This window comes from Acaryochloris sp. IP29b_bin.137 (genome assembly GCF_028285745.1).
Lineage (GTDB): Bacteria > Cyanobacteriota > Cyanobacteriia > Thermosynechococcales > Thermosynechococcaceae > Acaryochloris.
In genome coordinates, this window is the sequence record NZ_JANQOP010000135.1 from 1 (window position 1) to 10,591 (window position 10,591).

General features: G+C 46.5%; 11 protein-coding genes and 1 pseudogene. 8 read left to right on the forward strand and 4 right to left on the reverse strand.

Annotation, left to right across the window (positions count from 1 at the left end; translation table 11 throughout):
• The first annotated feature begins 615 nt into the window (after positions 1–615).
• The 3 genes and pseudogenes from Q0991_RS10275 to Q0991_RS10285 all read left to right on the forward strand — a co-directional run bounded on the left by Q0991_RS10275 (position 616) and on the right by Q0991_RS10285 (position 2,136).
• Positions 616–1,506 (forward strand): polysaccharide deacetylase family protein, encoded by an 891-nt coding sequence (locus tag Q0991_RS10275; RefSeq protein ID WP_299488037.1) that lies wholly within the window; start codon positions 616–618, stop codon positions 1,504–1,506.
• Positions 1,484–1,690: pseudogene (locus Q0991_RS10280) on the forward strand (hypothetical protein); the annotation flags it as partial. The gene Q0991_RS10275 and the pseudogene Q0991_RS10280, both read left to right, overlap by 23 nt.
• A gap of 44 nt (positions 1,691–1,734) precedes the next feature.
• Positions 1,735–2,136 carry a DUF1801 domain-containing protein gene (locus tag Q0991_RS10285; protein WP_299488039.1) on the forward strand — a complete coding sequence of 134 codons (402 nt, stop codon included), beginning with the start codon at positions 1,735–1,737 and terminating at the stop codon, positions 2,134–2,136.
• A gap of 28 nt (positions 2,137–2,164) precedes the next feature.
• Here Q0991_RS10285 and Q0991_RS10290 read toward each other — a convergent pair whose 3' ends face one another.
• Positions 2,165–4,000 carry an ABC transporter ATP-binding protein gene (locus Q0991_RS10290; protein ID WP_299488042.1) on the reverse strand — a complete coding sequence of 612 codons (1,836 nt, stop codon included), beginning with the start codon at positions 3,998–4,000 and terminating at the stop codon, positions 2,165–2,167.
• Positions 4,001–4,469: 469 nt separating this feature from the next.
• Between Q0991_RS10290 and Q0991_RS10295 the strand changes: the two genes are divergently transcribed.
• Entirely contained in the window at positions 4,470–5,732 is a 1,263-nt protein-coding gene (locus Q0991_RS10295; protein ID WP_299488045.1) for a DUF4157 domain-containing protein, read from the forward strand.
• 92 nt (positions 5,733–5,824) lie between these two features.
• Positions 5,825–6,445 (forward strand): hypothetical protein, encoded by a 621-nt coding sequence (locus tag Q0991_RS10300; protein WP_299488049.1) that lies wholly within the window; start codon positions 5,825–5,827, stop codon positions 6,443–6,445.
• Between the two features lie 138 nt (positions 6,446–6,583).
• On the opposite strand, the gene Q0991_RS10305 is transcribed toward Q0991_RS10300, so the two are convergent.
• Positions 6,584–6,763: a hypothetical protein gene (locus Q0991_RS10305; protein WP_299488052.1), complete on the reverse strand. Its 180-nt coding sequence runs from the start codon at positions 6,761–6,763 to the stop codon at positions 6,584–6,586.
• 221 nt (positions 6,764–6,984) lie between these two features.
• Here Q0991_RS10305 and msrB point away from each other — a divergent pair, with 221 nt between their 5' ends.
• Complete coding sequence (gene msrB / locus Q0991_RS10310) at positions 6,985–7,488, forward strand: peptide-methionine (R)-S-oxide reductase MsrB (RefSeq protein ID WP_299488055.1); 504 nt, start codon at positions 6,985–6,987, stop codon at positions 7,486–7,488.
• A gap of 48 nt (positions 7,489–7,536) precedes the next feature.
• On the opposite strand, the gene Q0991_RS10315 is transcribed toward msrB, so the two are convergent.
• On the reverse strand, positions 7,537–8,052 hold the full coding sequence (locus Q0991_RS10315) for a DUF4330 domain-containing protein (protein ID WP_299488058.1): 516 nt from the start codon (positions 8,050–8,052) through the stop codon (positions 7,537–7,539).
• 394 nt (positions 8,053–8,446) lie between these two features.
• Here Q0991_RS10315 and Q0991_RS10320 point away from each other — a divergent pair, with 394 nt between their 5' ends.
• Positions 8,447–8,659, forward strand: a complete 213-nt coding sequence (locus Q0991_RS10320) for a DUF2555 domain-containing protein (protein WP_299488061.1) — start codon at positions 8,447–8,449, stop codon at positions 8,657–8,659.
• Between the two features lie 33 nt (positions 8,660–8,692).
• Positions 8,693–9,898, forward strand: a complete 1,206-nt coding sequence (gene coaBC, locus Q0991_RS10325) for a bifunctional phosphopantothenoylcysteine decarboxylase/phosphopantothenate--cysteine ligase CoaBC (protein ID WP_299488064.1) — start codon at positions 8,693–8,695, stop codon at positions 9,896–9,898.
• 149 nt (positions 9,899–10,047) lie between these two features.
• Here coaBC and Q0991_RS10330 read toward each other — a convergent pair whose 3' ends face one another.
• Positions 10,048–10,329: a DDE-type integrase/transposase/recombinase gene (locus Q0991_RS10330; RefSeq protein WP_366524942.1), complete on the reverse strand. Its 282-nt coding sequence runs from the start codon at positions 10,327–10,329 to the stop codon at positions 10,048–10,050.
• Positions 10,330–10,591: the final 262 nt, after the last annotated feature.

Here is a 10,591-nt window from a genome sequence, read left to right on the forward strand (position 1 = left end):
CAGAAAAGTCGTGAACACCTTGCTAGGCAAGTATTACTAATCTGTTAGAGGAATGGAGTGAAACGTACAATGTGAGGCTTAAATCCCTCCCTTCCCTTCCAGTACATGTCTATAGCCCTCTTTTGTCACTTCAGATAGATGAAAATTGAAACGACGTAATTGCTTTTGGAGTGAACCCAATCATTAGGCCAAGCACTAACGTAATTTCAAGCTTACAGATACTCTCCTATCAAAGTGATAAAAGAGGGTTATACCTTGAGAGATATCCTACTGGTATTCGCTCCCGCTTCAATCCAAGAAAAATATATTCTTTAATGATTCCGGCCTTACCCCTTACGACGATGCTGAATTCAGCATCATCCTTAAGGAACAGTGAAGATCCCAGACTATCCCTGGCAGCGCTAAAGTAGGCTCGCTACGATGGAAATGAGGTTGCCCATTGCTTTTCATATTGTTGAAGTAAATCAAGAAGTCACGTCCCTAGAGTATTTGGGGAAACATTGGCTTGAGGGTCAAACGCCAGCCATATTCAACGCTACGTCGTTGCCTTCTGAGTTCTGTTTGATGGTTTACCAACGGTTTGGCTTTACTTAAGGGTTTGCAGTTGAGCAAGTAATGTTTGGGAAAAATTTAAGAGTCTGGAGCACCAGCCGACAGTATGGCTGGTGGGTAGCTGTTTGCCTATGCTTGGGCGTCAGTGCCCTTGTGATTCAAGCAAATTTAAATCAGATTTCCGTAACGGAATTGCCTCAAGACATAGGTGATGTGGCGGAGAGTCCTTTGATTGCTAATGCTAAGTCAAGATTACGCATCGCGCTGAAAACCTTAGATGCTATTGACTTGAAACAGCGTCGTCATTATCAGCCCCCCGCTCAGTTTCAGGGCCTTACGATTGATAGGGTGCAACTACCGCCGTATCAAAAAGCGATTGCCCTCACATTTGATGATGGTCCTTGGCCCCAAACAACGGCCACAATGCTGGATATCCTCGAAGAACATGATGTAGACGCTACCTTTTTTGTATTGGGCAGCAACGTCAGACGTTTTCCAGATCTCCTCAAGCGGGTTGCCAGGGAAGGGCATGCCATTGGCAACCACACGTGGAGCCATAAATATGGGTATCACCATCCGGCTCTAGCCCAACGCGAGATCCTGCTGACTGCCAAGGAAATCGAGAAGCATACGGGATTCAAAACTTCCTTGTTTCGTCCACCCGGCGGTTATCTACAGAATGGTCTCGTCGCTTATGCTCAGGCCCAGAAGCATGTCACTTTAATGTGGACGGTGGACGATACTTATAAAGGGACGGTTGAGCAAGCCATCCAGAACGTGGTTAACAACGCTTCGCCCGGTGGGATTGTATTGATGCATGATGGCGGTGGCGATCGCAAGCTGATGATCCAAGCCTTGCCCCACATCATTATTCGCCTCAGACAGCAGGGATACCAGTTTGTGACGATTCCTCAATTGTTGGAGATGGCAAATGCGAATCAGAACGCTGGATAGTTTAGAAGGCTTTGAATTACGGGCATCTTTAAGGCCTGGTCAGCAAGAATTAGCCGATTGGTGAGCCGGTCCGCTAGCGGTGTCTGCGGTGACCGGAGCTGGTAAGTCCTATGGTATGGCGGTGGCCGCAGCCATACCATTAGCGCGTCAAAGGCTCAATCGAGCCCAGCAACTCGTGATTGTCATTAAACTATATGCAACGCCAGCAAAGCATTCTCTTCCTCTAGTATGGCTGATCTAAAAACTAAACCAACGGAAAAAAGCCCTATCGAATTTCTCAACGGTATTGCAGATGAGCAAAAAAGGATAGATTGTTTAGAACTTCTATCGCTAATGGCAGAAATTACTGGTAAAGAGCCCAGAATGTGGGGGGAGAGCATTGTGGGTTATGGCAGCTACCATTACAAATATGCTAGCGGCAGAGAAGGAGATTATTTTGTTACGGGTTTCTCACCTCGAAAACAGAATTTGACAATATACCTTATGCCTGGATTTGCCCAGTATGAAGCAATCCTGGGCAAACTAGGGAAGTCATGTCTCTACGTCAAAAAACTGGATGACATTGATCGAACGCTGTTGCATGAACTTATCTCACAGTCTGTCGAAGATATGGCAGAAATCTATGGTTGATAATCTGCCTACCTGCCATATCAATCCGTTAGATCAGGGTTTTACTGCTACCCCATAAATCACCGGTCTCTTGCAGAGTATGCAGTCGATGATAGATACCCCCATGTCTGAGCAGTTGATCATGATTCCCCACTTCAGCAATCTGGCCTTGATCGAGCACGACAATTTGATCGGCCTCGCGGACGGTACTGAGGCGGTGGGCAATAATCAACAACGTCCGCGTTCCTAGCAATGAGCGCATTGCCAACTGAATGGTCCGCTCGGACTCATAGTCGAGGCTGGAGGTTGCCTCATCAAAGACCAAGACATCTGGATCGACAATCAAAGCTCGGGCAATGCCGAGTCGCTGGCGCTGACCACCAGACAGCCGCACCCCGCGTTCACCCACCACGGTGGCATATCCTTGGGGGAGCTGGTGAACAAACTCGTCTACCTTGGCAATCTGGCAAGCATTATGTACTTGCTCGACACTGACTTTGGGGTTACCGTAGGTGAGGTTCTCCAAGACCGTGCCATTGAAAATGTCTACATCTTGGTGAACAATCGCCAGACGGCGACGATATCGAGCCACATCCAGGGTGCGGATATCTTGGCCATCCATCAGAATTTGGCCAGTATGGGGTTCAAAATAGCGAAACAGCAGCTTAACGAGCGTGGATTTCCCCGATCCGGACCGCCCGACAAGGGCCACCGTCTGACAGGGTTGAACTATGAGGTTGATATTTTGTAGTACGGGCTGGTTGGCATCATAACCAAAACTGATATTGCGCAGCTCTAGCTTGCCCGAAAAGCGATAGGGATTGTCTTGAACAGATTCCAGACTAAGTCTTGAGGCATCAGCTCCATTGGGTTGCTGCATAAACTCATGCAGCCGCAGCATAGAGGCGTAACGGCGGGCAAAAAACTCTGCCACCATGCTCAGAGGCTCAATTTCGGCATAGGCCATGCTGGACACTGTTAGCGTGGTAACAAAGTGTCCTAAAGAAATATCGCCCCGTACCGTTGCCATCAGGGTCAGGGTGAGGACGCCAAACACACAGCCTTGGACAATCGTTCGTTGCCAAGTGGCTAGTTTGACATAGCCCTTGTGGATCCGAAATAGGACCACCTGCATCTCTCGATCCAATCGCTGTTGCTGACGTTCGAGTTCAGCGGCTTCTGTAGCAAAGGCTTTGACGGTTTTGATATTAGTGATAATTTCTGAGGTGCGACTTTCAGTATTTTCGATATAGCGATCCAGGACTTCTTCTCGCTTGATCAGCAGTCGTAAGTCCCACAGACTAAAGGTGAAAATAACGATAAAAGAAATCAAGAAGATAATGGCAATTGGCCAGTCAATCAGCCAAATCACTAGAAAGATGCCCAGCACCCTCATCAATTTGGGAATAAACTGTCCAGCTATTTCGGGGTAGGTCCAAGTGTGGTTGGTAACCCCCCGAGCCACCCGGCCTGCAATTCGGCCTGGATTATTTTCATCATAAAAATCTAGGGGCAGGGTGAGGATCTTTTCCAGGACTTGGCGAGTGCGATCGCGTTTTGCTCTCAACGGTATCGCCCAATGAAACCAGCTCCCGATCCAGGGCTGAACCGGAGCCCGCACTACCGTTACCAAAAAGATGATACCTAACAAGGTCCATAGGGATAGGGAACGACTGATGGGCAGACGAGTGATCGCTGCAACTTGAGCAATTAGAGCTTGTAGGGGCGCATCCAAAGGCTGCCGAGACAGCACGTTAAGAATTTGACCAATAGCGTAGGGAACCACCAGGTCAATTATTTCAAACAAACTGGCGGCGGCAATGCTGAGCAGAGAAATCCCCCAGTATTGTCGATAATATCGAACAATATCTTTGTAGCTGGCCATAATGGAGAAAACTTGACCTGCCGTGAAAATTTTTCTATTTGCAGGCTCCCATCACATACTACAACATAATACAAAAGCCTGCATCACTCGATGATAGGGATCTTTAAAATGGTAAAACTGGTATTCAATTTGGCTGAGCAGACCCGCAACTTAAAGTCTGTTCCGTTGATTTCCCATCCTTCACCCCTTCAGTGTTGTGTCAGTAAGTACATTGAGCGAAAATTCAAACGGTTATTTGATTAAAAAAAAGTGTATGGACCTAAAAATAAGAAATAATAAGCATTCCATTTTTTCTCTTCATACTCAAAGCAGTGCCTTTTAGGGAATAGCTGAAATGCTCTCACAAAGTATAAATGAAAATATATTTTCATTTATACTGGTCATGATCTAAAAAACTTGCAAATAAGTTATACACGATCAAAATCAATCGTTTATGTTGGTTGTGGCTATCTATTAGGGGGAAAGGCTAATGCATACGCATCAACCTAAATTAAAGCAGTCAAAAATACAGCCCATTCTTGCGCCTTCTGTACCTTCAGCTCAATCTATTCCTCAATCACAACCGCTTACCCCACAATCAGATGTAGAAGGACTGGCTGAACATGCAGCTCGGCTAGTGAAGTTTCGGCGAATCGGGTCTAATATGCCCCCAATGGCGCCTCCTCGCCCGATCCTTCATCACCCGATTCAACCCAAATTGACGATTGGAGAACCAGGGGATAAATACGAACAGGAAGCAGATCGCGTCGCCAAGCAGGTTGTTAACCAGCTCCATGCATCCCCATCTCCGATATTAAATGCAGCGCCATTTATACAGCGTCAGACTCCCCTAAACAAGCATGAGATAAAGAGAAAATCGGCCATTCAGCGCGTCCATGATGATCGGGATGTCGCTCCCCATATAGAAGCAAGCATTCATCAAGTGCGTGGTAAGGGCCAACCTCTAGAAAAAGATATTAGAACACCCATGGAACTTGCGTTTGGTGCTAGTTTCGATCGAGTGAGGATACATACTGACAATCGAGCCCACCAACTGAATGAGTTGATTCAAGCTCGAGCATTTACCACTGGGCAAGATTTATTCTTTCGACAAGGCGCGTATCAGCCCCATAGTCATTCTGGGCAGGAGTTATTAGCCCACGAACTCACCCATGTATTGCAACAAAGTGGAAGTGGGGTAAAGTTACACCGTCAGATCGATGTGTTAGACAACCCTGGGATATCTGAACTCAACTCTCAAAGCATCCAAAGAGATGATGAAGAGAAGGAAGAAGACCTCACTTTAGAAGAAGAGCAAGAATGGCTACAGGCAAAATTACAGCGGTCTCATTCCGCCGTAACCCATCAACACCAGCCAACCATTCAACGTCAGCCTCTGATCACTATCCAAAGAGCATGGACCGGAAGACGACAACTCTCAGGTCTTGGCGGTTTAGGTAAACCTTGGGTCTGGCGGAAAAAAGGCAATCTGCTCAATCTAGGTCTGTACCATGAGCATATTTTCTTTGAAGATGGTGGCACTCCTGCGGATATTGGGCATATGGGGAAAGCTGGCCTAGGATCTGATACCAGTCATACTCAAAGTGATTATGCTCGCGTTCGAGAGGGGTTAGATGATGATAATATGCGAGCTGCTGTTGCGCATATTGGTAACCCGGGGGAATATGGTTTACTCTCCAATAACTGTCAAGACTACGTCCAGAGTGTTTTAGACCACTATGACACCTTATAAAAACGAGACTTAATTTCGCGCTCGATTAAACCGCTGTACCTCTAAATGGAGCTACCGTGACCCCACTAACCATAGAAGAATTAGAACGGTGGATGAGCCATTACTTTGAGAATCCACAGCTCAACAAAGTACCGATGGCTATAGAGACTTTTGTTAAGGAAGGATATTTAACCAATGACTCTACGGTAGACTCAGTCATCATCTTTTTATCTTTTATTTTTCGTGCAAACCCGGATCAGGTATCGCTTTGGTTAAAGTCGCTAGAAAATCTATCTGAGCCAGTCATCACCGAGATTGGTAAGGCACTTTGGTTTTCCGATACAGCGGAAGCTCAACAGTCTCTCGACACGATCATTGCAGAAGGAAGTCCAGCGATTAAAGAGTCATTAGAATTTCTGTTACAAGAGTCTCCACCTAACATTGAAGATCTGCCCATTGCATCTCCAGATGTTTTGGATATGTTGTGGGCTGCCTTTGCTGCAACGGGCGAAGAAAAATACGTTACGCGTTTAATATCTGCTCTAGCCTATGTCAACCAAGATGCCGAACCTCACTTATCTAGCATTGGCAATGCAGCTCGATGGTCTCTCCAATCAAATGTAGATAAGTATGAAAGCGTTAAATCTATTTGTACCAATCAATTAAACCAACAACCTCAAGAAATATCTTTGATACTCAAAGAGCTATTAGCTGATGTTAATCAGAATCTATGATACACGCTACCTTCAATAGCCAAACTTCTAATGCTTATGGTGGGCTGAATAAAACTTAGGTTGATAAGTCATTCGGTTCGTAAAAATGACTAACCCAATCCCAAGATTTGTCTGCATGCTGAATTGGAGAGACCTAAACTATCCGTCCAGCAGCCCGGCTAACAAGACTGTAGCCATATGGTTAGAAAAAACTTTAACGCCCAAGAAAACAATCCCAAATCCAACTAACTCAATCATCTGGCGTTTTAGGGGGCGAGTTTGAGGGTTAGAGCGGTAATTCTTATTGGTGGGAAGCGTTGTGGTGATAGTCGTAAACATTTCTGCTCCTTGGTCAGTGGATCGGGCGCAACGTAGAAGCAAGAATAGATAAATTCACTCAAGATAAACTCATAACGACTACGTATAAAGTGATTGTAGTCGCAACCATGGAAAGATGCAAGCCACCCGGAGAAACCCTAGACCAGCAATACCAGGATTTCGTTTATCCTGAGTAATGGATGAGTCGTTGTTTTGAGACGCATCACTTTAGAGCGTAAATCATGAAAAGAAGAGCCTTACTGAAGGTAGGAACAATATTAATGGGAACAACGGGGTTTTCAAGCTTTTTGCCTAAATGGTGGTCCGACAAGGCCGTCGCTGCTGAAGAATTCGAAGTAACCAAAACGGAGGACGAGTGGCGTCAAGTCCTAACCTCTCAGCAGTTTCACGTTTTACGAGAGAAAGGAACAGAACGTCCTCGCAGCAGCCCCCTGGATCATGAGTATAGTGAGGGGCTGTATCGTTGTGCTGGGTGTGATTTACCCTTGTTCACTTCAGAGACAAAGTTTAATAGCGGCACGGGCTGGCCGAGTTTTTATGCTCCCATTGAAGGTGCGGTTGCGACTTCAGTGGATTTTGATCTCGTTCTTCCTCGAACCGAGGTTCACTGCCATCGCTGTGGCGGACATCTGGGCCATGTCTTTAACGATGGCCCTCGACCTACCGGAAAACGCTATTGCATGAACGGCGTATCACTCAAATTTATGCCAGGTGAAAAGATTTAAATTGGAGAGAGGTCTCTGCTTCGACAACGCCTTGGTCAAGTAAAAGAGCTACTGATCCGGCACTCGAATATCAATCACACTGGGCTTGAAGTTATACAGTTCGCCATCTAATTCAACGGGCGTGCCGACTTTAATCTGGGTACCGCCAAAAACCGGGCCATTGGCGGTCATTTGGCCTTTCCCTTCTAAGGTGACGATCATATTCACTGAGAACTTTTCTTCTTCTCGAGGGTCTGCAACCGCTTTAACCGAACCATCTGGTTGAGGGGCTGTTGTTGTTCGGGGTAAAAATTCTACGTTCTTAATTTTGACCTTACCCGCGGGCTGGTTGCGAATGAGAAAGTTGGCATTCTCCCCTGGTTTGATCAATGCTTGGGGGTTGCGAGTTTTGAGTCCGAGGACTAACACATCCACTTCAGCGTTGGCATCTGAACTGGCAAGGGTGCCGGAAGGACCTGGAACAAGGAAAATCCCGGCCAGGACAAACAATACAATTAAGATAGCTCCTGCATCTAAGAGGTTGACCTTGCCGAATAAGCGTCCCTTAGAGTCCAATATAGCCATGAGAGAAAATGTCCTAGAGGTCTGTAAGTGAAAGAATAGCTGGAAATAGGTTTTGCTATTTTTGATGCTGCCAGACTATCACGACTTTTCGACTGAAGATACTGTAGGGTTCAAACTGAGCGGTTAAGGATGACGTTTTATGTCCTAGCCAGGAAGCCTTAACATAACTTAGTTGAGATTGTTATAGATAATCCCTTACTAAAGAAAAAGCAGGTAGCCCTATCTGGAGAAAGGGTATGATCGACCTAGACGAAAATGTTTTTAGGAGAGTTCTTTCCTGTTTTTTGGGATAGAATTCGTCATTCTGACACTTTCTCCAGTCCATTTTCGATAGAACCAGTGTTCTCAGTTGGTGTTGATGAGATAACAATAGTCAGCGGTAGGGGGTTAATCTATGGGTGTTACACACAGTGAAAATCACAATGTTTCAGGGTTTACGGAGGATGACGTCGCCCAACTAGCCAAACGATTGGAAGAGGACGATTATGAAACCCCCTTTGCGGCTTTGGAGGACTGGCATTTGTTGCGATCGCTCGCCTTCCAGCGTCCCGAGCTTACTGAGTCTTACCTATACCTATTAGATCTAGAAGCATTCGACGAATCCTAAGACCAGTCCTACTTGTGAGCCGATAGCGACCTAGTGTCTTCCCGTATCGTAGTTGGTATCGGCGGCGGTATCGCCGCCTATAAAGTCTGTGCAGTCATCTCAGCATTGGTAAAATCTGGTGCTGAAGTTAAGGCAATCCTAACCCCTGCTGCCCAAGAATTTATCACTCCTCTAACCATCACCACCCTTTGCCGACAGCCTGTTTATCAGGATGCCAGCCTCTGGCACCCCCACCATACTCGTCCGCTGCACATTGAGTTAGGTGAATGGGCTGATTTGTTGGTTTTAGCCCCTTTAACTGCAAACACGTTAGCCAAGCTGGCAATGGGATTAGCCGACAACCTATTGACCAATACCGTCTTGGCCTCCACCGTTCCCATCTTGGTTGCCCCCGCCATGAACACCACTATGTGGCGACAGCCTGTGGTTCAGCGCAACTGGCATCAACTGCTAGAAGATCTGCGGTATCACCCGCTGGGGCCTGCTGCTGGGATGCTAGCCTGCGACACCGTGGGTGAAGGCCGGATGGCTGAACCTGCGGATCTGTTGACCTATATTGACTCTCTGTTAATGACAAAAGGGAAACGCGATCTAAGCGGCAAGCACGTCCTCATCAGTGCAGGGGGAACCCGTGAACATCTCGATCCAGTGCGATTTATTGGCAATCCATCTTCGGGGAAAATGGGTCAGGCTTTGGCTTTAGCTGCTTGGTCTAGAGGGGCCGAGGTTCAGTTGGTTCATGGCCCCCTAGCAACTCCTTTACCCCGTACGCCCCAACTAGAAACCCTTGCTGTGACGAGTGCGGAAGATATGCGTGCTGCGGTACTGGAAGTCTTCCCCACAGCTGATTGGACGATTATGGCTGCGGCCGTTGGCGATGTAAAACCAGCGCACTACTATGCTGAAAAGCAACCTAAAAAATCTTTACCTGCAGACTTACCCCTCAAACCGATTCCAGATATTCTGGCTGAACTCGGCCAGCAGAAACGTCCCCATCAGAAATTGATTGGCTTTGCGGCTCAGACAGGAGATATAATCACGCCTGCCCAAGCAAAGCTGGAACGCAAACGGTTGGATGCTATTGTTGCCAATCCGATTGATCAGCCCCAGAGTGGTTTTGGTAGCGATCAGAACCAAGCCGTTTTTATGGATGTTGCGGGGCATCAGGTGCCCATTCCTCAATGCAGCAAACTGCATATGGCTCATCATGTGTTAGATCTCATTCGTGATCTTGCCTAATCGCCAACACATCTATGCCCATGATCATCTGTGGTTGGAACGAATCTATCAGCCCTGAGTAGCCAAGTTCTCTAAAATTGCGATGGTGCCCCCAAACTTTGCCTTTATTGTGGTTAAGTAGGTTGGAATATTTCTTCAAGCTTCCTAACTCATTGAATGGACTTCTTTCTTTTATCAGATAGAGATGCAAGTTCTGCCATTCGACTACGAGATCTCAAAAAGTTACTCACTTCATCTATTGCTTCGCATAATTGATGGACCACTCCAAATTTACCAAATCTTAAGGTTAGGTGATATCTATGTTTGACGGGTCTGTGACTTTGCTCAATGGAATTCTCAGTGCAGGGACAAACCTCATGCTCCACGTCCCCACCCAACTCTTCTTCAATTGCCTGAGGGTAGGACGTTAAGCCATCGGTCGCGATCATCATGTAGCTCAATATCCTGAGCAAAGAAGGCTTTAGTCTCTTCCATATCTCAGGTTTTACTCGACCTGCCTTGAACTTTATTGATACGTCGTTTTCCCATGTAATGGTTGGGATAGTGACCTAAAAATATTCATACTCCCAAGAATCTTTAATTGTGTGAGACTTACTTAACTATCCTTCTTAAGCCTCCGGTTTGACCGGAGGACTCGTAAGGTTTAACCTTCCCTGCGGTCATAGTCCTATCCCAAAACTTCGGGAGTTGCTA

Coding starts and splice junctions, on each gene's coding strand:
- Q0991_RS10275 (WP_299488037.1), top strand. CDS start 616: ATGTTTGGGAAAAATTTAAGAGTCTGGAGCACCAGCCGACAGTATGGC.
- Q0991_RS10290 (WP_299488042.1), bottom strand. CDS start 4,000: ATGGCCAGCTACAAAGATATTGTTCGATATTATCGACAATACTGGGGG.
- Q0991_RS10315 (WP_299488058.1), bottom strand. CDS start 8,052: ATGGCTATATTGGACTCTAAGGGACGCTTATTCGGCAAGGTCAACCTC.
- Q0991_RS10320 (WP_299488061.1), top strand. CDS start 8,447: ATGGGTGTTACACACAGTGAAAATCACAATGTTTCAGGGTTTACGGAG.
- Q0991_RS10285 (WP_299488039.1), top strand. CDS start 1,735: ATGGCTGATCTAAAAACTAAACCAACGGAAAAAAGCCCTATCGAATTT.
- Q0991_RS10295 (WP_299488045.1), top strand. CDS start 4,470: ATGCATACGCATCAACCTAAATTAAAGCAGTCAAAAATACAGCCCATT.
- Q0991_RS10305 (WP_299488052.1), bottom strand. CDS start 6,763: ATGTTTACGACTATCACCACAACGCTTCCCACCAATAAGAATTACCGC.
- Q0991_RS10300 (WP_299488049.1), top strand. CDS start 5,825: ATGAGCCATTACTTTGAGAATCCACAGCTCAACAAAGTACCGATGGCT.
- Q0991_RS10330 (WP_366524942.1), bottom strand. CDS start 10,329: ATGATGATCGCGACCGATGGCTTAACGTCCTACCCTCAGGCAATTGAA.
- msrB (WP_299488055.1), top strand. CDS start 6,985: ATGAAAAGAAGAGCCTTACTGAAGGTAGGAACAATATTAATGGGAACA.